Origin of the sequence: Flavihumibacter stibioxidans (assembly GCF_014332695.1) — a bacterium.
Classification (GTDB): domain Bacteria; phylum Bacteroidota; class Bacteroidia; order Chitinophagales; family Chitinophagaceae; genus Flavihumibacter; species Flavihumibacter stibioxidans.
Genome location: NZ_MBUA01000012.1, coordinates 455,102 through 478,174, shown reverse-complemented (window position 1 = coordinate 478,174; position 23,073 = coordinate 455,102). Strand labels below are relative to the sequence as shown.

15 protein-coding genes are annotated in these 23,073 nt (G+C 48.1%); 9 read left to right on the top strand and 6 right to left on the bottom strand.

The window, feature by feature from the left end; genetic code table 11:
- Window positions 1–99 precede the first annotated feature (99 nt).
- The 7 genes from BC349_RS09200 to BC349_RS09170 all read left to right on the top strand — a co-directional run bounded on the left by BC349_RS09200 (window position 100) and on the right by BC349_RS09170 (window position 9,829).
- A complete protein-coding gene (locus tag BC349_RS09200) occupies window positions 100–3,024 on the top strand; it encodes a serine hydrolase domain-containing protein (protein ID WP_187256448.1) in 2,925 nt (974 codons plus the stop codon).
- Between the two features lie 99 nt (window positions 3,025–3,123).
- Complete coding sequence (gene eno, locus BC349_RS09195; protein WP_187256447.1) at window positions 3,124–4,410, top strand: phosphopyruvate hydratase; 1,287 nt, start codon at window positions 3,124–3,126, stop codon at window positions 4,408–4,410.
- Between the two features lie 83 nt (window positions 4,411–4,493).
- Complete coding sequence (locus BC349_RS09190) at window positions 4,494–4,793, top strand: FtsB family cell division protein (RefSeq protein ID WP_187256446.1); 300 nt, start codon at window positions 4,494–4,496, stop codon at window positions 4,791–4,793.
- A gap of 122 nt (window positions 4,794–4,915) precedes the next feature.
- Window positions 4,916–5,146 (top strand): hypothetical protein, encoded by a 231-nt coding sequence (locus tag BC349_RS09185; protein WP_187256445.1) that lies wholly within the window; start codon window positions 4,916–4,918, stop codon window positions 5,144–5,146.
- On the top strand, window positions 5,143–5,811 hold the full coding sequence (gene nth, locus BC349_RS09180) for an endonuclease III (RefSeq protein WP_187256444.1): 669 nt from the start codon (window positions 5,143–5,145) through the stop codon (window positions 5,809–5,811). Before BC349_RS09185 ends, nth begins: the two co-directional genes overlap by 4 nt.
- A 233-nt stretch (window positions 5,812–6,044) precedes the next feature.
- Entirely contained in the window at window positions 6,045–7,403 is a 1,359-nt protein-coding gene (locus tag BC349_RS09175) for a murein L,D-transpeptidase catalytic domain-containing protein (protein ID WP_187256443.1), read from the top strand.
- A gap of 47 nt (window positions 7,404–7,450) precedes the next feature.
- On the top strand, window positions 7,451–9,829 hold the full coding sequence (locus BC349_RS09170) for a hypothetical protein (protein WP_187256442.1): 2,379 nt from the start codon (window positions 7,451–7,453) through the stop codon (window positions 9,827–9,829).
- A gap of 9 nt (window positions 9,830–9,838) precedes the next feature.
- Here the strand turns inward: BC349_RS09170 and BC349_RS09165 are convergent, their stop codons facing one another.
- Window positions 9,839–13,468 (bottom strand): BamA/TamA family outer membrane protein, encoded by a 3,630-nt coding sequence (locus tag BC349_RS09165; protein ID WP_187256441.1) that lies wholly within the window; start codon window positions 13,466–13,468, stop codon window positions 9,839–9,841.
- Between the two features lie 13 nt (window positions 13,469–13,481).
- On the bottom strand, window positions 13,482–14,267 hold the full coding sequence (locus tag BC349_RS09160) for a hypothetical protein (RefSeq protein ID WP_187256440.1): 786 nt from the start codon (window positions 14,265–14,267) through the stop codon (window positions 13,482–13,484).
- A 134-nt stretch (window positions 14,268–14,401) separates the two neighbouring features.
- On the opposite strand from BC349_RS09160, the gene BC349_RS09155 reads away from it, so the two are divergent.
- Together BC349_RS09155 and BC349_RS09150 are read left to right on the top strand one after the other, a co-directional pair.
- Complete coding sequence (locus BC349_RS09155; RefSeq protein WP_187256439.1) at window positions 14,402–15,652, top strand: Pycsar system effector family protein; 1,251 nt, start codon at window positions 14,402–14,404, stop codon at window positions 15,650–15,652.
- A 19-nt stretch (window positions 15,653–15,671) separates the two neighbouring features.
- Window positions 15,672–17,891, top strand: a complete 2,220-nt coding sequence (locus BC349_RS09150; protein WP_187256438.1) for an FUSC family membrane protein — start codon at window positions 15,672–15,674, stop codon at window positions 17,889–17,891.
- A 117-nt stretch (window positions 17,892–18,008) separates the two neighbouring features.
- On the opposite strand, the gene BC349_RS09145 is transcribed toward BC349_RS09150, so the two are convergent.
- From BC349_RS09145 to BC349_RS09130, 4 genes are all read right to left on the bottom strand, one after another.
- On the bottom strand, window positions 18,009–19,853 hold the full coding sequence (locus tag BC349_RS09145) for a 2-oxoacid:acceptor oxidoreductase subunit alpha (protein ID WP_187256437.1): 1,845 nt from the start codon (window positions 19,851–19,853) through the stop codon (window positions 18,009–18,011).
- A 72-nt stretch (window positions 19,854–19,925) separates the two neighbouring features.
- Complete coding sequence (gene gldA, locus BC349_RS09140) at window positions 19,926–20,837, bottom strand: gliding motility-associated ABC transporter ATP-binding subunit GldA (RefSeq protein WP_187256436.1); 912 nt, start codon at window positions 20,835–20,837, stop codon at window positions 19,926–19,928.
- A 20-nt stretch (window positions 20,838–20,857) separates the two neighbouring features.
- Window positions 20,858–21,490: a carbonate dehydratase gene (can, locus tag BC349_RS09135; protein WP_187256435.1), complete on the bottom strand. Its 633-nt coding sequence runs from the start codon at window positions 21,488–21,490 to the stop codon at window positions 20,858–20,860.
- Window positions 21,490–23,070 carry a SulP family inorganic anion transporter gene (locus BC349_RS09130; protein ID WP_187256434.1) on the bottom strand — a complete coding sequence of 527 codons (1,581 nt, stop codon included), beginning with the start codon at window positions 23,068–23,070 and terminating at the stop codon, window positions 21,490–21,492. Before BC349_RS09130 ends, can begins: the two co-directional genes overlap by 1 nt.
- Window positions 23,071–23,073 lie beyond the last annotated feature (3 nt).

Sequence of the window (23,073 nt, the reverse complement as noted above, 5' to 3'; positions counted from 1 at the left end):
GGTGCCACCCGACGGGTGAAATTTGCAGGAATTTGCGGGTTTATCTTTTTTTCTGTTGGATTAGAGTTTTTTATCTTAGTTGCTCAACAGTAAATAAGTATGAAAAAGCTCTGGTTAGCGTTTGCTTCCCTCCTGGCCATTGTGGCAACTGTTTCGGCGCAGAAAAGCAGTCGCCTTAGTGCAGATCAATGGGTGGATAGTGTGTTCAGGACCCTTGGTCCGGATGAAAAAATCGCACAGTTAATGGTCGTAAGGGTATCCTCCATGCGAAACGGCCAGCCAATCTTCTACGACAAAGAGGTTCAGGAAGCCATCACTAAATACAATGTGGGTGGGGTCTGCCTCTTTCAGGGTGGCCCCCTGCAGCAGGCGCAGCGGGTGAATTACCTGCAATCCATCGCCAAAACACCAGTATTGGTGACCATTGACGGAGAATGGGGATTGGGTATGCGGTTCGACAGCGTACAATCACTTCCCCGGCAGATGATGCTCGGTGCCATTCAGGACCCATCCTTAATGTATGAGTATGGTCGCATCGTCGCAGACCAATGTCGCCGGGCCGGTATCCAGGTGAATTTTGCACCGGTGGTGGATGTAAATAACAATCCGGCGAACCCGGTCATCAACGAACGTTCCTTCGGTGAGAATAAGTACCGGGTTACGGAACTGGGTATCCAGTATATGAAAGGCATGCAGGATAACGGGGTAATGGCCAGCGCCAAACATTTTCCGGGTCACGGGGATGTATCGGTTGACTCCCATCTGGACCTGCCGGTTATCAATAAAACACGCGCTGAGCTGGATTCGCTGGAACTTTATCCCTTCCGTGAATTATTTAAAGCCGGGGTGGGTAGCGTTATGATTGCCCATCTCTCCATACCATCCATTGACAAAAGGGCTAACCGGCCCACCTCGCTTTCTGCCAAAAATATTAAAGGCCTGCTCAGAAAAGAACTGGGCTACCAGGGACTCACATTTACCGATGCGCTTGAAATGCAGGGGGTGGCCAAGTTTTTCCCTAAAGGAGAGGCATCCGCCGAATCGGTGATTGCAGGTAACGACATGCTTTGTTTGCCTGGAGATATTCCCGGCAGTATCGCAGCCATCAAAAAGGCAATCCGGAAAAGAAAAGTAAGCTGGAAAGAGCTCGATGCCCGGGTTAAAAAAATCCTGAGGGCTAAATATGAATACGGGCTGGCAAACTGGAAACCTATTGAATACCATAATCTTACGGCAGACCTGAATAAGGATGTTCCGGCAATGCGCCAGAGAGTGGCGGAGCAGGCAATCACCTTGCTGAGAAATAATAATGTCAGCGTATTCCCTCTTCAGCCGGGGACTTCCCGCCGCGTGGCCTATGTTGGAATCGGATTGAAAAAAGACAATGCATTTTCTGACAGGATGCGGAGAGATTATGGTGCCCACACTTTCTTTTTTGATTATGGAATGGATGAAAACCAGGCAAATGCGCTGGTTCAATTTATGATGGGGCGGTATGATGTGGTGGTTACCGGCTTCCACGGCTACAGCCGCGTACCCGCAAAAAACTTTGGTATCAGTGCCCCTGCCATACATCTGGCCAACCATATCCAGCAGGCATTCTCCTCAGTTACCATCTATTTCGGAAATCCATATGCCATCACCAATACCTGTTCCGACCGTGTGTTGGTGGCTGCCTATGACGACGACCCGATCACCCAGCAAACAGCTGCGGACCTGCTGAACGGCAAGATCAGTCCCAAAGGAAAACTGCCGGTAACCGTTTGCGAACAGCTGGCATCCGGAACTGGCATCGTGCACCAGCGGGTATTGCCTGAAACCTGGCCGGGTAATGTGGGATTGAACCATAACAAATTGCAGGCTATCGACTCCATCTGTCTGGATGCCATCGCGCAGAAAGCCATTCCGGGTTGCGTGGTGCTGGTTGCCCGTGATGGAAAAATTGCCTACGAAAGATCCTTTGGAACCTACACTTATAAGGATCCAACCCCCATGTATTGTGAAACCATGTTTGATATGGCTTCTGTAACCAAAGTGATGGCTACAACCCTGTCGGTCATGAAACTCGTGGATGAAGGCCGCCTGGACCTGGACAGGACTTTAGGTGATTACCTTCCCTGGACCCAGGGCAGCGATAAGGCCCCCCTGGTAATCCGGAATATCCTGCTGCATGAAGCCGGACTAAAATCATATATTCCCTTCTACCGCGAAACCATTGATCCGGCAGATGGGACTCCCAACGGCTCGATTTACAGGTTCAAGCCTGATTCCGCTTATTCGGTAAGAGTGGCAGAGAACCTGTATTTACGCAACGACTGGACCGATACCCTGTACAGGCGGATACTAAAGAGTGACCTTGGCCCCTCCGGAAAATATGTGTACAGCGACAATGACTTTATTTTTCTGGGTAAGGTAGTGGAGGCTATATCGGGTAAAACACTCGATCAGTATGCCTATGAAACCTTCTATGCGCCACTGGGCCTGCAATCCACGGGTTTTACACCCCGCAAAAGATTTCCTGCTGGCTATATGGCCCCTACGGAAGAAGAACCCGTTTTCCGAAAACAGCTGATCCAGGGCGATGTGCATGATCCGGGTGCGGCAATGTTTGGCGGAGTAGCTGGCCATGCCGGTTTGTTCAGCAGTGCATATGACCTGGCAGTATTGTCACAATTGCTGCTCAATAAGGGTGTGATCAATGGGAAACAGTTTTTCAAGCCGTCCACCGTTGAGATGTTTACCGTGTACGCCAGTAATATCAGCCGCCGGGCACTTGGCTTTGACAAGCCGGAAAAAGACAATGCCACCCGCAAGGAACCCTACCCTTCGGCCATGGCCACACCAGAAACATTCGGGCATACAGGATTTACGGGTACCTGTGTGTGGATAGATCCCAAAAACAACCTGACCTATATTTTCCTCAGTAACCGGGTGAATAACAATGGTGATCCCAATAAATTCCTCCGAATGAGTGTAAGGCCCAAAGTGCAGGATGTGATTTATGAAGCTTTAGGCGGAAAGTGAGGAAGACTCCATTCACCCATTGACTTATTGACCTATTGACCTACATTTGTTACCGCTTGCTGTGCACACACTGATCTCAAAACCAAACAAGCTAAAAAAATGAGCTACATTTCCGAAGTACATGCCCGGCAGATCCTCGACAGCCGCGGGAATCCAACAGTAGAAGTAGATGTTATTACAGATGAAGGCGCACTTGGCCGTGCAGCCGTTCCAAGTGGTGCCAGCACCGGCATCCATGAGGCCGTGGAACTGCGCGACAACGACAAGAAAAAATATGTCGGAAAGGGTGTTTTAAAAGCGGTTAAGAATGTGAATTCCATCCTTTCAGACAAATTACTGGGGTGGGATGTATCTGACCAGGCCGGTATCGACAACCTGATGATCCAGCTTGACGGAACTCCCAATAAAGGAAAACTCGGCGCCAACGCCCTGCTGGCGGTTAGTATGGCTGCTGCCAAAGCCGCTGCCATCGAAGCCGGCTTGCCCCTATACCGTTATATTGGCGGTACCAATGCGAAGACATTGCCTGTTCCCATGATGAATATCCTGAACGGTGGTGCCCACGCTGATAACAAGATTGATTTCCAGGAGTTTATGATCATGCCTGTAGGTGCTCCTGATTTCTCCGAAGGCCTGCGTTGGGGAGTGGAGATCTTCCACACTTTGAAAGGTGTACTGAAGAAAAAAGGGTACAGCACCAACGTGGGTGACGAAGGCGGATTTGCACCGAATATCCAGAGCAATGAAGAAGCCATTGAAACTGTACTGGAAGCGATCACTGCTGCCGGATACAAGACCGGTTCACAGATCATGATCGCCATGGATGCCGCCAACAGCGAACTCTGGGACGCCAAATCCAAAAAATATGTGTTCCACAAGAGCGATGGTAAGAAGATGAGTCCCGACCAACTGGTGAAATACTGGGAGAGCTGGGTGAAACAATATCCCATCGCTTCCATTGAAGATGGGATGGCTGAGGACGACTGGAATGGCTGGAAGGCACTCACTGAAACCGTTGGTTCCAGGTGCCAGCTGGTGGGTGATGACCTATTTGTTACCAATGTGGAGCGCCTGCAGCAGGGTATCGATAAAAAAATCGGGAATGCCCTGTTGGTGAAAGTGAACCAGATTGGAACCATTACCGAAACCATTAATGCGGTTACCCTGGCACAACACAATGGTTATAATACTATTATGAGCCATCGTAGTGGTGAAACCGAAGATACAACCATAGCAGACCTGGCAGTTGCCCTGAACTGCGGACAGATTAAAACTGGTTCTGCCAGCCGTACCGACCGTATGGCCAAGTACAACCAACTGATCCGCATCGAAGAAATGCTGGCTGAAACTGCGGTTTATCCGAAAAATCTTACATTCGGAAAATGATCATAAAGAATTAAGAGGGAAGGAGGACTAGACTGGCAAGGGTCAACTATTCCTCCCTCTCCTCTGGTTCTTAATTCCCTTGCATGAAATCCATCCTCAACCATATCCCCGGTTACCTCAAAAACAAATACCTGCTTTCACTGGCAGTATTTGTAGTCTGGATGTTTTTTTTCGATGACAGGGATATCATTACCACGCATTTCCGTTATCGGAATGAACTCAGGGATCTCGAAAAAAGTAAGGTTTATTACGAAGAACAGATTGCTGAAACCCGCAAGGAGCTTGATAAATTACAATCTGATCCAGCCTTGCTGGAGAAATATGCCAGGGAGCGCTATCGTATGAAGCGCGACAATGAGGACCTGTATATTATGGAAGATTAGTTGTCTGGGTAAATTATTTTTTGGTTAAGGCAATAATCTTTTTAAGAACCCGTTTATAGTAATGGACGAAACCCCGGACTGGACCCCGGGTATTATTTACTGGACAAATAAATGGTTTGCTTATGTCAATCTTTACTCAGGAAGATTTACTTCTTTATTATTACAAAGAGACTTCCCCCGAACAAAACGCTGCAATTGAGGCAGCCCTGAAGCAGGATTACGATCTCCGTGAGAGTTTTGTAGTTTTGCAGGAATCCATTCAAGGCCTGGAACAGCCGCTCGAATCACCTCGTGTAGAAGTGGTGCTGAATGTGCTGAATTACGCCAGGGAAGTGGTGGAAACAGGCGCATGACCACAAAAGAACGTTACCAGAAATTAATCGAGTATTTTCAACAAAAGGCCCCCGATGCCGAAACGGAATTGTTGTATGACAACCCGTTTCAGCTATTGGTGGCCGTTGTTTTATCTGCACAGTGCACCGATAAAAGAGTAAACCTGACCACCCCGGCACTTTTTGAGCGGTTTCCCAACCCTAAAAGCCTGGCCGACAGCTCAGTTGAAGAGGTGTTTTCCCTTATCAGGAGCATTTCCTACCCAAATAATAAAGCGAAACACCTGGTTGGATTAGGCAAAATGCTGGAAGAGAAATTCAACGGAAGAGTGCCTATGACCGTGGAAGAACTGGTGCAAATCCCGGGAGTTGGCCGTAAAACTGCCAATGTAATCACATCCGTTATTGACGCACAGCCCAATATGGCGGTGGATACCCATGTTTTCCGGGTGTCGGAAAGAATCGGGCTAACAACTCATGCCAAAACTCCGCTGGCAGCAGAAAAACAACTCATCAGCCGGTTGCCAAAAGAATTGATTCATAAAGCCCATCATTGGCTGATCCTCCATGGAAGGTATGTTTGTACCGCAAGAGCCCCCAAATGTGAATCCTGTGGTTTACAGGAAATTTGCAGGTTCTACAGGAAGCAAATGGCAAAAAAATCGGTCAAAACTACTCAGGGGTAATAGGGTATTTTGGCAGGATCTGCTGAAATAATACCGTACATTCATCGAAAATAAATGTCCGTTCGTCGAAGCTTAATTGTATAATTAGCTGAAAACCAATTATTTATTATTTGTAGTATTCTTACTATGGGACATTTCCTCAGCATAAATACGTTGTGGCACAGCATAAAAGCTGATATTTTTCGTTTTTATTACTTGATCCGCATTCTATTAAAACGAAAATGTCTACCCTTATGAAAACAAAGCTATACGTAGCTGGTATCGGCGGCTGTCTGCTGCTGACGATGGCTTACCTAAAGCCATTTGAACTGTTTTCTTCTGATCTCAACGGGCAATCCAAACAAGAACTGTCTGGCACCACAGGATTGCTTAACTATGAAAAATCCAATATCCCTGGCCTGGAAATTAAAACTCCAGCCAAAATCGCAATAATAAACAAGGTTGCAGCTGTGCAACTGAAAAAAGAGGCCGAGAAGAAAAAATCCCGTTCAGAGAAAAGCAAAACAGAAGAATCAATGTTGGAAATAACGGCCAATTCCATGATGGATGCCGTTAAAGACCTGGTATTGGATGAGCCGGAAGATTCCAGCCCGGAAGAAGCAATTGAAGCAGAAGCTTCACCGGAGCTTCATCCCTACATGGCATCAGCCCGTACTGCTGCAAAAAAGATTGCGGTTCGACCTGAAACCTATCGTCCCCGACCCCAGGTTAATGTGCCCAGTCCTGAGCTCCCGGTTGCCCTTCAAAGCCGGAAAACCGGCCGTACCGTCATCAATTACCAGACAACGGAATATGCTGTAAATACTTCGAATACCCTCACCCCCCGTGATGACGAGAAATTTCCGCATGAAAATGAGAAGTTCCCCCACGATAGTGATGAAGCGATGGTCATATCCAATAACGCAGATGTTGTAGTGAATACCGCAGCAGAAGCAAAGGTGGAAAAGGTGGAAAAAGTAGAAAAAACCCTGAGTTTCAGGGGGAAAACTGAAGTGAAGTCAGACCTGTACAAATATATCCCTCCATTCTGGGATGGTTTTTCAGCGGAGATCGGCAACGACGAAGCCAACTACCTGGATCTGATGAAGAAGGCAAAGAAGCTTGCTGAAATGGCCAGAAAAGGTGGTTACAATACCCAATATGCTTTCCTGTTGGATATGAGCGTCAAGTCGAACAAAAACCGTTTTTTCATCGTGAACCTGAAAACCATGAAGGTTGAAAAAAGCTCTTTGGTTGCCCAGGGAAGAGGAAGAGAAAGGCTGAACCTTGACAAGGAATATTCCAACGTTCCGGGAAGTAATTGCAGTTCCCTAGGTATCTATAAGGTAGGCAAGTCCTATAATGGAAGTTTCGGGCTTTCCTATCGCCTTCACGGACTGGAATCATCCAATAGTAAAGCTTTGCAGCGTTACATTGTATTACATGCCATGGGGACCATTCCTGACGTAGAAACCAATTTCCCCATCTGGCAAAGTGAGGGTTGCCCTTCCGTTTCCCCCAAAATGCTTGATCGTGTGGGTAATATGATTGATAAAAGCGGTAAGCCCATCCTGATGTGGATGTATGATGAAACCTTTATTCCAATGATTTAGGATTTGCTAACTTTGCAGTCCGGCCCAAGGGCTAAAATCATTGATAAATGGAAGCAGTTCTCCAGGGTGAGGTTGAAATAAAAAGCAGGTTGTCTTTCGGACCACTTGTTGAAGCGTGGAAGAAAAATGCAGCTGAAGGTCGTCCCGGAACCCGGAAATTATACCGGAATCTATTGGATCGAATCCGTTTGCATCCGGAATTGCTGGATCCCATCGACGATTTAAGTATGCTGGACCAGCACCAGGAATGGGTCGAAATGCTGATGACCACACTTTTCCCTGTTTCATTTTCCGACCAGGACGATCTTTACGCGGTAGCTGTTCCGTTCAGCCAGGACATCATCTATTCCAGCACCCGGTTCAGCCGTGAGTTCCTGGATGAAAAAGGCTTACTGAAACACCTGCCGGTTAAACTGGCGGAACAGCACCTGAATGATGAAAAGTGCTCTACGGCCTATAAATTGATCCTTTCAAAGTTCTATGGCCAAAAAATTGACGGCAATGTTACCAGCATAATAAAATTCACCAATCCGGTTAACGGATTGGTGAATTATTTTGAACTGGACCTTGATCCGACATTTATGGATGTCATAGCTGAAGGTGACTTACCTGATATCAAAAAGCAGATTCATTGCTGTAATGTGGAAGAGGTAATGAGAAATCAAAGCCTGCAGCAAATGCTGCCGCTCCACCTGTTCCGGTTTGAAGGGCTTTCCATTGCCAGGATCAAGGATGTAACCCAGCGTGAGGTCATCAACAATATTAAGAACATCCTGCTGGAACAGCACAGTTTTGATGATTCGGTTGTTTTCCACCAGTTGGAAAATGAAATGCAGGCACTGATCGGTGTGGCTGATGTTAAAATGGGACTTACTCCCTTTCTCCAGGTAAACGATCATTATGTATTTTCTGAGCAGTACCTGCATCACAGCATGCTTCTCCAGCCGGTAAATGGCAAAACGGTAAGGCTGGAATTGTGCAAAGTGTTCATTGATCTTTTTCGGGACAGCGATATGCCTGTCCTGTTTGAGACCATCAATGAGGACGATTTGACTGGTCTGCCTATGCTGGGCAGGGTTTTCGGGCAGGGTTACCACAGTGCCGCTTTCTTTCCCCTTAAAAGCAATGGCAAACTGATTGGCGTTATGTCTGCCGTGCACAGGAACCCCGGAATTTTGCAACGCCATCATTTGTCGCAGGTATCTCCATCCCTTCCCTTGTTTGTGCTTGCATTGGAAAAAGCTGCAGAAGCTCTTGATAATGAGGTTGATAAAGTAATCAAAAAACATTTTACCGCAGTACAGGCTTCGGTGGAATGGAAGTTTACCGATGCCGCACTTCATTACCTGATCAACAAAAAGCAGGGGATAAAAGCTAAGATCGAGCCTATCGTATTTGAAAATGTATTTCCCCTTTATGGGGCCATTGATATCCGGAATTCCACGGTTGAAAGGAATAATGCCATCCAGCAGGATTTGCTGGAACAGCTGACCCATGCCGGGGAAATCATCCGGGTGGCACAGGATAAGGTAACCATGCCGCTGCTTCAGGAGGTTGCTTACCGTATTGAAAAATACCAGTACAATGTTTCCAATATTCTATTCTCTGGGGATGAAGTAACGATTGATTTGTTCCTCCGGAATGAAGTGGTGGAATTGTTGGAGCACCTGCGGCTGGTAGTGCCGGAATTGTCCGGAAAGGTGGATGAATATTTTACCAGGGTCGACCCGAAGATCAGGCTCAGGGTAGATCACCGCCAGGATTTTGAAGAAAGTATTACACTTATCAACCAGGAACTTGCCCGGTTTATGGATACGGAGCAGGACTTTGCCCAGAAGATCTATCCGCATTATTTTGAAAGGTTTGTTACCGACGGCGTCGACTTCAACATGTATATCGGACAGTCTATCAGCCCGGAAAAACCATTTGATACGTTTTACCTGAAGAACCTTAAAATGTGGCAGATGACTACCCTCGCGAGGGCTGCCCAAATGGTTCACCAGTTACAGGACCGGTTGTTGACCCGTTTGCAAACCACCCAGCTGATACTGGCGCATGGACTTCCTATTTCAATCAGTTTCAGGACTGCCGAAAGGAAATTCGATGTGGATGGCGCCTATAATATCCGTTATGAAATCATCAAAAAACGGATTGATAAGGTGCATGTCAGGGGAACCAATGAACGTCTTACGCAACCCGGTAAATTGGCTATAGTGTTCTCCCAGACCAGGGATGCCGCCGAATATCTTGATTTTATTGAATTTCTGCAAAACCAGGGACTGCTGTTATACGATCTCGAACAACTTGAACTGGAAGAGTTACAGGGTGTTGTAGGGCTGCAGGCTTTAAGGGTGGGCATCAATATGGATAAGGCTGACCGGAAATACGATGCCATCCGGAAGCCGGAAATTTTAGTTTCCAAATAATTTATCCGCTCAAAACTGGAAGCCCAGGGTAATAAAAGGCAGTCCACCTTCCTTTGATCTCGCATAACTGGCTGTTATAACAACCCGGCCGGCTGGAGACAACCAGAGACCTGCTCCATAGCCATTATGCCATCTGCCGGATGATTCCCCTTTTTGCCAAACCCTGCCGATGTCATGGAAGAACAGCATACCCAATGTTCCCGGGATAATATATCCGTTGATTTCTGTCAGTTTCAGCCTCAGGTCAAGGTTATGGAAGGCCATATCGGATCCGGCAAATCGGAAGTTCCGGTATCCTCTGAGGTTTTCTGATCCGCCCAGGGTCTGAGCCTGGAAAAATTCATATCGGCCGGTATTGGTGCCCGCCCCGATTCGGCCGGCCAATACCAGTTTGGCAGCAGCAGTGGTACTGATATAATAAGCCAGGCTGCTTTGTATCTGGGTAAAGGAGTAAGCGTACCTGTTCTGGCCGTTTACCCAACGGATAAAACCGTCCCACCGAAAACCCCGGGATGGCATTTCTGAATGGTTCCTGTTATCTGCAACTGCCTGGATTTGCCAGCCCAGGTATGATTTGGGTTTGACTAATAATTCCTGGTCAAGTCCGCTTCCCGGATCCAGGATGAATTTTCCTATGTTGTCATCGATGTCAATCTGGTAATACTGAAATATTGGGCCTGTGAGGATATTGAGTTTGGTATGAGGGCTGATCTTATAAAGGGCCGCCAGTTCCACCAGGTTGAACCTGCTTCGGTAAAACCATATTTTCTCAGGCCCCTCATTGCTGAAGCTTGTTCTATTTCCGTTTCCAAAGAAATTCCGGGTGTTATTGGGCGCTTTTATATTAGCCAGCAGCCTGAACCGGGGTGCATCGAATTGATACCTGAAATTATAGGCACCGGTTGCCACTGCATAACTGGCAAGAAAGCTTTGCTGCCATAAATAGGGCTCCTTCCTGAATCCATGCCTCGTGGCTCTGATGCCACCCCCCAGGAATAGGCCATCGTCCCGGTTATAGGTAATGGAAAGAAGAGGAGCTGTTTTATTGTACCGGAAATTGTTCCTTTCGTACTGGTTGATTTTTGGATTGCCTGTATGTTTTGAACGGATTTTGGCAGGTCCTGAGAGAATATTTCCTTCGGATAAGAGATCATACCATTTTACCTTTCCTTTTCTAAGTCCTTCCTGTTCTGCTATTAAGGTGTCCTTTCCGCCACCGCCAATAATTCGGATCAGGGGGCTTTGGCCGGCCTTACCCCGGAGCCGGAAGATATCATCACCCTTGAGTCCGTATAACCTGATCTCCCTGGTGAGTCCGGGTGTAATCAATCTTTCATATTGTGTATCACTCCTGTTGCCTGCCTTATTGACTTTGAAAACCCTTAGCTGCAGGTGCCCGTCTTCTTTCCATTCCAGGTCAAACCATTCCCTTTTATCGGAACCTGCAATCTCAATGGTGTTGGATAGAAACCTGTAATATTCCAAGGCGTCAGCATTGAAATACAGTTTGCGTTCTTTAAGTGTGCGACTGATATCGGCTGCATGTTGTCCGCGAATGGCCGATGGTTGCCGGGAAAGGGCAAGATCAATTACGCTGTCGGTCATTTGTGACAGGAGCTCATCAATGTGTTTCTGCCAGGTTTTTTCATCAGGTTCAGTCAGGAAACTGCGATCAAAATACCGGGCGTTGAAATTGAAGGTCCTGATATTTCTAGCTTTTGGCCTGATGCCCTGGAATTTTGGCAGGAGCCAGGGTTGGCTGACAAGCCAGGGAAGGAGGCCGTCGTTGGTGAAAAAAGCCTGGTCGCGGTCCCGTGGAACGGGGCTAAAGATTTTTCCATCCGGACCTGCCTTTTCGAGCCAGCGCCACTGGTCGTCGTGCCTATCAAAATCCATGATGAACATATCCAGCAATCTTGCTTTTAGGACCGACTCCTGGTTTACCCTGTTGTCATTATCCTTTGCAAGTGCCTTAATTACTTTGTCCGTACTGGTGGTTTTATTGTCAGGATCTGGTTCTCTTGGTTCAAAAAGATAGAGTGCATTGGCAAAATCCCGCCTGAACTCTGCCAATGCCGGATCATCGGGCAGGAAAACCAAGCTGGGTGTTAAATGGGGTATTTTAGCTGCGTCAGCCAATGGCGGTAAAGATAATGCCGCAAAAGGATAGGATGCGGAAATGCCATCTGTCACTGCGTCTTTGATAAAGGTCTGGCGAAGTTCTTCCGGAAGGGTCCGGTCGGGGTATTTTTCAATACTGCGCAACACGTATTCACGGCCTGATTCATCTTCCAGCCGGAGGGACCTGGATTGCATTCCACCCCCTCTTTTGGTGGGTGTCAGCCCGCCGCCAAACCGGGTTATATCCAGGACCGGCACCCTCACCGCAGTTGTCCATTCCTGCCGGTAATTGGTTCCAAGCAGCCACTGTTTGAATTTTCCTGCCCTGAAATATGGGGCGGCCGCAACTTCAACGGAATCCGGAAAGTTTGGGCGCCGGGAGACTCTGACAGTGTCTTCGTGAAAGGGGAAGACTGGCAGGTTGGTGGAGTAAAGGGTGGTGGAACTGGTATCATTGACCCCTTCGAAGACCATTTCAATTTTTCCGTTTTGCCAGATATTAATATAGGCATAGCCGGAATGTGCAGCATTGAACCGGGTATGTTCCCTTTTTCTCAACCGGGTGGATTTAGAGCCTGAGCCGCTTACAAAATATTGCCTGCCGTTTTTCACCAGGTGTTGAAGCCCATGTTCATGCCCGGCAAGCCGGATACAATATGGGTGGGTATTCAATAGGGAATCGATCCCTTCGATCATGCTTTTATAGCGGGGATGTTTCAGGTCCTGGATATTACCCAGTCCGCCGCGAAGCAGCGGATAAAGTGACCCCAGGACCGGCAGGGGGATGTATAATCTGGGATTGAATTCCGTAAATGGAAACAGGTGCTGCCTGAGTGTGTAGTACCCGCCGTGAATACCATCTGACATAAATGGGTGGTGGGCAATAAACAACACCAGTTTGTTCCTGTTGCGGTAGAGAATATCATTCAGCCGCAACAGCACTTCCTCTTCTGTTTTGCATTCGCAGTCGTTGGCGACTCCAGGCCGGCCTTCCTGCTGCAGCCACCACTGGCTGTCCAGGAGGATTGCAGTAACCGAGTTGCCTAAATTGATTTCTTCGGGGCCGGGACAACCATCTGCAGGCAGAAAACGGATGCGGTGGTTGTTCAGGCTTTCAATATAGCTTGCCTGCTGTCTGACCTGTTCCCATCCGTAATTTCGGCCTTTGGCCCAGTCGTGGTTGCCTGGAATAAACACGAGATTTTCCGCTGCAAGGAGTCCCGCCTGCCATTGTTTGTCAAGAATGGCTTTTTTCTCAGGGAAATGTTTGGAGGCTTGTTCGGGTAGTCCGAGGGGATAGATATTATCTCCCATGAAAAAAAGGTAACTGGCTTTCCTGTTCCAGGTGGCTGATTGTTTAACCAGTGCTTCCATAACCGGGTGCCGGTCATTCTGTGTTTCACCTGCATCTCCGATGAAAACCAAACGCATCAGGAGGGAATCAGACTGCGAATGGGCTGTGATGCTAACCACCAGGGCCATTATAAAAGGGAAGAGTCTGTGCAGGTATCGTTTCATAATATCTGGTCAGTTAGTCTCTTCGGGCATCGCTTGCCTGATAAGGAAAATACAACAGGCTTGCTTTTGACTGCCGGCCTTCGTTGCAGATAAAGAGGTCGCCATTTGGGGCAAAGCAAAGGCCCTCCGGTTGCTGGAAGAGGTCAGCGTTGATGCCATAAACAGCCTCTGGTGTTCCATCGGGTTTGCATTGTATCAACACTTTCCCAAGTGAAGCGATGATATACAACTGGTTGGTTATAGGGTGGAAAGCCGCAGCGGAAGGCTGGCATTCTATCGTGTCATCTTTCCCAAGCCGGCGGATATCCGTAAAGGCGATGGAGAAGACCGGGTCATTGCGGAAACTGTTTGATGTAAGGTCAAAGCTCCAGGCATGGATAAAGGGTTCATTGGGTCCGCAGGTTTTACAAATCAGGATTAACTGGTTGGACCTGGCATTGTAACAGAGGCTCTCAAATTCTGTAAACTTCGGAAAGTCGTGATGGAAAATGGCAAGTTCCTTTCCCGAAATGCCATCCAGTTGGTGAAGGGTGCCGTTGCTTTCCAACACAAAATAGCCTGCCGGCGTCCGGACAATATCTTCATAGTCGCCCTTTTCCCCGAAGGTTGTTTTCGTATACTGGCCGGTTTGGGTATCGATATAAAAAAGTATCCCGTCTTCATCATTGATGCCTGCCAGTTTGTTGTAACCGTGATAGCTGATCCCAGAGATTTCCCTGAGTGGTTTTTTGAGCAGGATCGTTGATGCCGGGTTATTATGGTAACCCGGAATGGCGGGAACAAAGGATAGTCCAGGCATAGTGTTGCAGCTTGAATTAATACACATGAAACATGCAAGGGATATGAAAATGAAGGATTGCTTCATATCTGCAAGTTAGGCACCAGGAGAATTCCATGGCCGAATTGCTTTAATTTAGTCCGACAATTCAGTATATGCAGATAATTGAATCCCTGGAAACAATTGCGGAACAATTTGTGAGGCAGATATTTGCCGACCAGGTTCCTTCGGCCTATTATTTTCACGACCTGCATCATACGCTTTGTGTGGTGGACGCTGTAAAAGAGATATCCTCCCATTATGAACTGACTGATGATGACAGGCAGGTGCTGTTGCTGGCAGCATGGTTTCATGACACTGGTTACAGCCGCCAATATGAAGATCATGAAACCGCCAGTGTACAGATTGCAGGTGATTTTTGCCGGATGCGCCAGGTGGATGAAGTCATTGCGGAGAAAGTTCGTGCCTGTATACTGGCGACAAAAATGCCGCAGGCGCCTTCCAGCCTGGTTGAGGAAATTATTTGTGATGCGGACCTCTACCACCTGGGAACGGATAAGTTTGACGAAGAAAGCAAATTGCTGAGAAAGGAACTTAATACAGCATTTGGAAAGGATATCAGTAAAAAGGATTGGCGGAAAAAAAATATTGCTTTTTTGCAGCAGCATTCCTTTTTCACCGATTATGCCAGGCAGCACCTTGCACCGGTGAAGGCCAGGAACCTGAAGGAACTGATGGATAAGGATGCTGGTATCAAAGTGGTTGAGCCCGAAGTCGGGGAGGACCTGTTACCTGGGGAGGCAGACACTGTTTTCCCGGCCCCGGAAGAAAATTTGCCAAAGGTTAAGCTGAAAGAATCTAAGGATAAAAACCGGGATGTGCGGACAGAACGGGGCATTGCAACCATGTTCAGGATCATGAGCGAAAACCATGTTAACCTGAGCCAGATGGCTGACAGCAAAGCCAATATCATGATATCGGTAAACACCATTGTGTTGTCGATACTGGTATCGGTATTGCTGGGTAAGCTGCAGTATTATCCCCAGTTCATTGTTCCTACCATCATCCTCGCTGCTGTTTGCCTGCTGGCAGTAATATTTGCCATTATGGCCACGCGGCCCAATGTCAACAAAGGGGTATTTTCCGAGGAGGATATCCGCCAGAAAAAAGTTAACCTGCTTTTTTTCGGTAATTTTTTTAAAATGGAGCTGCCCGATTATGAATGGGCAATGAAAGCGATGATGAATGACAGTGAGTATCTCTATGGCAGTATGATCAAGGACATTTACTACCTGGGGAAAGTGCTGGCCAGGAAATATCATTTTCTGCGAATATCCTACAGCATTTTCATGTTCGGCCTCATCATCGCCGTTCTATCGTTCGGCATTGCTGCATTCATCAGATAGCGTTAAGCATTCAGGTTGCATGATTGAATATATCAGGGAATATAAAAAGTACAGCAGCAGTTACTATGTATCTGAAGGTGTTCGTTTAACCGCGGGCGTTATGATTCCCCTGCTTGCGGCGTCTTATCTGGGGCAGTTGCAGGCAGGAATTGCGCTGGGACTTGGTGCCATGTGCGTTGGACTCACGGATAATACCGGACCTATCCATCACCGGGTGAACGGAATGGTGGCCACATTGCTGCTGATCTTTGTGCTCACTCTGGTAACCGGCTTGAGTATGCAGCATTCCTGGTTGCTTGCTGTACTCATAAGCGTAATGGGGTTTGCCTGTTCCATGATTGGTGTATATGGAATCAGGGCCGCATCGGTTGGAAGCGCCGGATTGCTGGTGATGATCCTGAGTATTGATGAACGATATGATACTGAACAGGTCGTCAGGAACGCATTGCTGGTATCTGCCGGGGGGGTGTTTTACCTGGTAATGAGTTTATTGTTGTACCGTCTGCGACCCTACAGGCTGATCCAGCAGGCGCTGGGAGATTCACTCCTTTCAACAGCAGACTACCTGCGTAGCCGCGCCAGGTTTTATGAAGACGAAGTTGATTATGACAAGACCTATAAACTGGTGCTCGAGCAGCAGGTGCAGGTGCATAACAAGCAGAACCTTGTGAGGGAAATGCTGTTCAAGACCCGTGATATTGTGCGGGAGTCCACCCACAAAAGCAGGATCCTGATGATGATTTTCCTGGACAGTGTGGACCTGTTTGAAAGGATCATGACCTCGCAGCAGGATTACCGGCAATTACATGAGATGGTGGATGAAAGCGGTCTCATTCCTGAATTCCGGGATTATATTGGCAGGCTGGCTGCTGAGGCCGAGTCAATAGGGCTGGCACTTCAGGAAGGGAGAACTTCCATGCCGGATCCCGCGCTCAGGGAAAAACTGATTGCTCTGGACAGGGATTTCAGGAATGCCCGGACTTCGGTTATGGATGATAGTAATATCGAGGGATTTATCAGCCTTCGTCATATTCTCGACAGCCTGAAAGACCTTACCCACCGGTTGGAAACCCTTCACCGTTATACGAGCTTCGATAAGAAGATCAGCGACAATTTTTCACGCCAGATAGATTATACAAAGTTCGTATCGCCTTCGGATTTTAATCTCAAACTCCTGGTAAACAATCTCAGTGTCAGTTCCAATATTTTCCGTCATTCGGTAAGGGTCTCATTGGCATTGCTGGCTGGATTTTTTCTGTCAAGGGTTTTGCCATTCGGGCATGGCTACTGGATTTTACTGACCATACTGGTAATCCTGAAGCCCGCATACAGCCTTACAAAACAGAGAAATGTGGAGCGCCTTACCGGCACTTTTTTCGGTGCCGTACTTGGCGCACTGATATTATGGCTGGTGCGTGACGACCGGTTATTGGTTTCCGTTATGATCCTGGGTATGATCATTGCCTACAGTATGATCAGGTTGAAATACCTGGTGAGTGTTGTTGCTATGACCGCTTATGTGCTGATCGCTTTTCATTTCCTGAAGCCGGGTGATTTTACAGAAGTATTGCGTGACAGGCTGATTGATACGTTTGCCGGTTCTGCCATCGCGTTTATCGCCACATTTGCCGTGCCGCCAAAATGGGAGCATGAACAGATACTGGAATTGCTGCGCCATGCCATCCGGGCCAATGCGTCTTATTTTTCATTTATCAGCAAACCTTTCCTGGGGCAACCATTGACCAACCTGGATTATAAACTAAACCGGAAGGAAGCTTTTGTAAGGCTGGCCAATTTATCAGATGCGTTTCAGCGTATGCTGAATGAGCCGCGGAGGCAACAGAAAAAAATACAGGTCATACACCAGCTGGTTGTGAGCAACCATATGCTGGCATCACATATTGCCACCCTGAGCTCTTACAGGAAGCTGGCGGATACTTATGCATCGGAAAAATTCCTTCCAATCGTTGATGCATCCTGCGGGCACCTGAAATGCGCTGAGGAACTGCTTTCGGAAGAAGCGTATCCGGTAAAACTATTAAGTGCCGAGGAGAATTTTGTAATTCGTGATGAGTTGAGGCAGTTGCTGGAAATACGCCTTGCTGAACTGGCTGCCGGCAGTCTTGAAACTGCCACCAGGCGTAAGTTCTCCGAGCTGAAAACCCTCGCCGATCAATTTGAATACATCAACAAGATCAGCATAGAGATTGAAAAGCTTGCGGCAGGGTTACGGGCTTAGGGAGGTGTCTCCTATGTTTGCGTCCGGTGAATTCAGGATGGTGTCTGACGTTTGCGTCCGGTGAATCCATTAATCCTAAACGTCAGACACCATCCTACACCTCAGGCACCAAATTCTTTACCCCACCATCTCTTTCAGCTTCTGCACCAGTTCGGTTTTGGTGATGGGAATTCCCATGATCTTGTTATAGGCCTTAGCGTCTACCAGGAATTGATCACGGATGATCTTGACGAGTTGACCATTATTGATTTCCGGAACCAGGACCTGGTCGAAATTCCTGAGCATGTCACCCAGGTTGCGTGGGAAGGGGCGCAGGTGGCGCAGGTGAGCATGGCTGATGGCATGACCAGCAGCCTGCATCTCGGCAACGGCGCTTTTGATCGCACCGTAAGTTGATCCCCAGCCCAGCACCAGGATCTTGCCTTTATCAGGACCACTATCCAGTTTTTGCTCGGGAATATAATCGGCTATTTTATCTACTTTTTCCTGCCTGATCTTCACCATCAACTGGTGGTTGTCGGGGTCATAGCTGATGTTTCCGGTGATATTCTGCTTCTCCAGACCCCCAACCCTGTGTTCCAGTCCGGGAGTGCCGGGAATTGCCCATGGCCTTACCAGTTTTTCATCCCTTAGATAGGGCTGGAACTTCTCCTCTCCATGTCCCAGTTCAGTTTTAAACTGTACTTCGATGGGTGCCAGGTCAGCACTGTTCGGGAATTTCCAGGGCTCTGCACCATTGGCAATATAACCGTCGCTCAGGAAGATTACAGGGGTCATATGTTGCACTGCAATGCGCACCGCTTCGTACACTGCGCCGAAGCAATCACTTGGCGTGGAGGCTGATACAATTGGCATGGGACATTCGCCGTTCCGGCCATAATAAGCCTGCATCAGGTCGCTCTGTTCTGTTTTTGTGGGAAGTCCGGTGGAAGGGCCACCGCGCTGGATATTGATGATTAACAGCGGAATTTCCAGCATCATTGCCAGTCCCATTGCTTCGGTTTTTAAAGCCATACCGGGACCAGAGGTAGTGGTAATACCCAGGCTGCCTCCATAAGCTGCACCGATTGCGGAAGTAATCCCGGCAATTTCATCTTCTGCCTGAAAGGTGCGGATACCGAAGTTTTTATAGCGACTCAGTTCATGCAGGATATCCGAAGCGGGCGTAATGGGATAAGAGCCCAGGAACATGGGCAGATTGCTTTTTTGGGCGGCAGCCACCAGTCCGAAGGTGAGGGCCTGGTTGCCCATGATATTGCGGTATTCGCCTGGTTCCATCCGGGCCTTTTCCACCTTGTAGCGGGTGGTGAAGGTTTCAGTGGTATCACCGAAGTTATAGCCGGCCTGAAGGACCTTGATATTGCTATCGAGCAGGTCAGGTTTTTTGCCGAATTTATCTTTGAGGAACTGGATACTGCTATCCATATCACGATTGTACATCCAGTAAAGGAAGCCCAGGACAAACATGTTCTTGGCGCGGTCCTTTTCTTTGGTACCGAGTGTAAAGTCTTTCAATGCCTCGCGGGTCATTTTGGTGACATCCATTTTGATGACCTCGTAGTTGGTCAGGCTATCGTCTTCGATTGGGTTTACTCCCTCCGGGTAATTGGCCAGGCGAAGGTTTTTGGCGTCAAATCCATCGGTATTGACAATGATCCTGCCGCCTTTTTTCAGGGCTTTCAGGTTGGTTTTAAGTGCGGCTGCGTTCATGGCCACCAGCACATCGCATTCGTCCCCCGGAGTGAATACCGGTTCGCTGGAGAACCTGAGCTGGTAACCACTTACACCCGGGATTGTACCCTGGGGTGCGCGGATTTCTGCCGGGAAATCGGGAAAGGTTGCGAGGTCGATTCCCAGCATGGCCGTATTGTTGGTAAACTGGGTGCCGGTCAGTTGCATGCCATCGCCGCTGTCGCCGGCAAACTTGATTACTACTTCGGGAAGGAGTTCTTCTTTGCGCATACAACAAATATAAGGGAGAACTGAGTGGTGCGAAGTAGGAAGGAGGGTGCGGCAGGAAATTTTTTTCCGGGATTACCCGTTGGCTGTCAGGCTGCGGAATACTTCCTCCAGGCTTTTTTCCCCACTCTGAAGGGAAACAATATTCAGGTTTTCCTTCACCGAAAATTCAAGCAGCTGTTTTTTCGCTTCATTGAGATCGGAAGCACTTATTTCCCATTCATGTGCGTTGATCCGTTGGAGGCCGGTCAGTGAGCTGATAGCGTTTTCAATTCGACCTGGTTCCAGCGTTTCCCTGAACTGAACGCGGATAACAGGGTTGCTATTGGCGGATTGCAGGTCAGACAGGCTGCTGTCTGCGATCAGTGTTCCTTTATTGATGATGATCACCCGATTACAAACTGCTTCCACTTCCTGGAGGATATGCGAGGAGAAGAGTACGGTTTTATTCTTTCCCAGGGAACGGATCACTTCCCGGATTTCGACGATCTGGTTGGGGTCCAGTCCTGTTGTAGGTTCATCCAGGATCAACACCTCGGGATCATGGATCAGGGCGGCTGCAAGTCCCACCCTTTGCTTATACCCTTTTGACAGCTGGCCGATCTTTTTATTGCTTTCCGGGGTAAGTCCCACCTGGGCGATGACTTCTTCCACCCGTTTGTTTTTATCCCCCACCCGGTGAACATCCGCCATAAAGTGCAGGTATTCCCTGACATACATGTCATAGTAAAGCGGGTTGGATTCGGGGAGGTAACCAATTTTGGCTTTGGTGGTCCCGGGGTCGGCCTGAACATCGGTACCGCATACCTCTGCCTTACCGCCATCGGGGCTGAGGTAGCCAGTCAATATTTTCATCGTGGTGGATTTTCCGGCCCCGTTGGGACCGAGAAATCCGACGATTTCACCTTTTTGGACGGAAAAGGAGATATTATTAACGGCTTTCTGGTCGCCGTAAACTTTCAGCAGGGATTGAACAGATATTGACATAGGATAACAAACCTACTGAATTATAAGTCATCATATTCATAGAGCTCATCAATATGAGTGCCGGCTTCCATTTCAAATACCGGTTTAATGAGACCGTCTTTCAGGCCGTAAACCCATCCATGCAGGTGGGGCCTTTGATTTTCTTTCCAGGCCTTCTGGATGATGGATGTTTTGGCCAGGTTCATCACCTGTTCCTGCACGTTCAGTTCCACCAGGCGGTCTGCTCTTTCTTCTTCATTAGAGATGTTGTTGAGCTCTTCACGGTGGAAACGGTAAACATCCTTGATATTGCGCAGCCATTTATTAATAATGCCCAGGTTGTGCTGGGTCATGGATGCTTTTACACCGCCGCAGCCATAATGTCCACATACGATCACGTGTTTAACTTTCAGGTGGTTTACAGCATATTCCAACACGGTGAGCATGTTCAGGTCGGTATGCACGACCATATTCGCCACATTACGGTGAACAAATATCTCACCGGGTTGGGTATTTGTAATTTCATTTGCCGGTACCCTGCTGTCACTGCAACCTATCCAAAGAAATTCCGGGGTCTGGATATTTGCCAGCCGGTTGAAAAAGTCGGGGTCATCCTGTACCACTTCAGCAGCCCAGGCCTTATTTTCTAACAATAATTTTTCGTATGCTTTCATTATGCGGTTTCTTTTAATGGTTCTGGGAAAATGGTAAATCCCTGTTGTTTATTGACGCTTTTTTTCAATTCTACTTTAATGTTTTTCAAAGGGGCACTGATCATGAAATCCTCAATTACTTCCACCACATCCCTGTCCAGGAAATCTGCCCTGGTGGCATCGATCAGTACGTATGAGTTTTCCGGCACATGGGCGAGTTTTCTCTTGATGATGGGTTTGTTGAGGAAGGAAACATCCTTTCTCAGCCTGAAGAGGTAATTGTTTTCATCGTTTACCACAAAAACCGCTGAACGGAAATTGCTGCGCATTACAAAGAAAAGTCCCACGATACATCCGATCAGGATGCCCACCAGCAGGTCAGTCAGCAGTATGGCAAGAATTGTAATGACAAAGGGCACAAACTGGTCAAAGCCTTTTTTGTAAAACTCTTTAAAGATAGATGGTTTTGCCAGTTTGAAACCGGTGTAAATCAGTACGGCAGCAAGGGCGGGCAGGGGTATCAGGTTGAGGATTTTTGGAATAAAGGCTACGCTTAACAGCAGCATGATGCCGTGTAAAATGGTTGACATTTTAGATTTGGCGCCTGAATTCACATTGGCTGAGGTGCGCACAATAACAGAGGTGACGGGTAGTCCGCCCAGTAAGCCTGAAACCAGGTTGCCGGCTCCCTGCGCCCTCAGTTCCCTGTTGGTGGGGGTAACGCGCTGGTAGGGGTCCAGTTCATCTGCTGCTTCAATATTCAGCAGGGTTTCGAGACTTGCCACGATGGCGATAGTGAGGGCGGCTGACCATACATTGAAATTGTTTAAATAACTGAAATCCGGAAACATGAAGAAGGAGAAGAATCCCTGAACGGAATCCGCCACAGGTATGCTTACCAGTGCATGGGCGGGCATGGCCAGGGAAGGGTTGTTCGCTTTTGCCCATTGATCAATACCCACCGCCACCAATACCACGATCAGGGGCGAAGGAATCATTTTGAAGAATTTACTTTTTTTGACCAGCACCTTGTCCCAGATGATTTGAATTCCCAGGGATATCAGACCAATCACGACTGCCAGTGGCAGGATGTAATTCAGGGCATTAAAAATGCCCGTAAAGGTATTGCTGCCATCTGCCTGGCGGAATGATTCGTCGCCTTCAAAATCGGCGTCATACCCAACCAGGTGCGGCAGTTGTTTGAGGATCAGGATCAGCCCGATAGCGGCCAGCATGGCTTTGATGACAGCACCCGGTACATAATCGCCGAGGATGCCCGCTTTCAGGTAACCCAGGATGATCTGGAAAATGCCTGACAATACCACGGCCAGCAGGAAGGCTTCAAAGGTGGGTATCTTGCCGATGGCAGCGGCTACGATAGCGGTCAAACCTGCTGCCGGTCCACTGACACTCAGTTGGGAGCCACTCAGGATGCCAATAACGATACCGCCGGCAATTCCTGCAATGATACCAGAAAACAAAGGGGCGTTTGAGCCCAGCGCAATTCCCAGGCAAAGGGGGAGGGCAACCAGGAAGACAACAACGGAAGATGGGAAGTCTGCACTCAGACTCCCAAACGGGTTATGTACACGTTTGGACATACA

Coding starts and splice junctions, on each gene's coding strand:
- BC349_RS09200 (WP_187256448.1), top strand. CDS start 100: ATGAAAAAGCTCTGGTTAGCGTTTGCTTCCCTCCTGGCCATTGTGGCA.
- eno (WP_187256447.1), top strand. CDS start 3,124: ATGAGCTACATTTCCGAAGTACATGCCCGGCAGATCCTCGACAGCCGC.
- BC349_RS09190 (WP_187256446.1), top strand. CDS start 4,494: ATGAAATCCATCCTCAACCATATCCCCGGTTACCTCAAAAACAAATAC.
- BC349_RS09185 (WP_187256445.1), top strand. CDS start 4,916: ATGTCAATCTTTACTCAGGAAGATTTACTTCTTTATTATTACAAAGAG.
- nth (WP_187256444.1), top strand. CDS start 5,143: ATGACCACAAAAGAACGTTACCAGAAATTAATCGAGTATTTTCAACAA.
- BC349_RS09175 (WP_187256443.1), top strand. CDS start 6,045: ATGAAAACAAAGCTATACGTAGCTGGTATCGGCGGCTGTCTGCTGCTG.
- BC349_RS09170 (WP_187256442.1), top strand. CDS start 7,451: ATGGAAGCAGTTCTCCAGGGTGAGGTTGAAATAAAAAGCAGGTTGTCT.
- BC349_RS09165 (WP_187256441.1), bottom strand. CDS start 13,468: ATGAAACGATACCTGCACAGACTCTTCCCTTTTATAATGGCCCTGGTG.
- BC349_RS09160 (WP_187256440.1), bottom strand. CDS start 14,267: ATGCCTGGACTATCCTTTGTTCCCGCCATTCCGGGTTACCATAATAAC.
- BC349_RS09155 (WP_187256439.1), top strand. CDS start 14,402: ATGCAGATAATTGAATCCCTGGAAACAATTGCGGAACAATTTGTGAGG.
- BC349_RS09150 (WP_187256438.1), top strand. CDS start 15,672: ATGATTGAATATATCAGGGAATATAAAAAGTACAGCAGCAGTTACTAT.
- BC349_RS09145 (WP_187256437.1), bottom strand. CDS start 19,853: ATGCGCAAAGAAGAACTCCTTCCCGAAGTAGTAATCAAGTTTGCCGGC.
- gldA (WP_187256436.1), bottom strand. CDS start 20,837: ATGTCAATATCTGTTCAATCCCTGCTGAAAGTTTACGGCGACCAGAAA.
- can (WP_187256435.1), bottom strand. CDS start 21,490: ATGAAAGCATACGAAAAATTATTGTTAGAAAATAAGGCCTGGGCTGCT.
- BC349_RS09130 (WP_187256434.1), bottom strand. CDS start 23,070: ATGTCCAAACGTGTACATAACCCGTTTGGGAGTCTGAGTGCAGACTTC.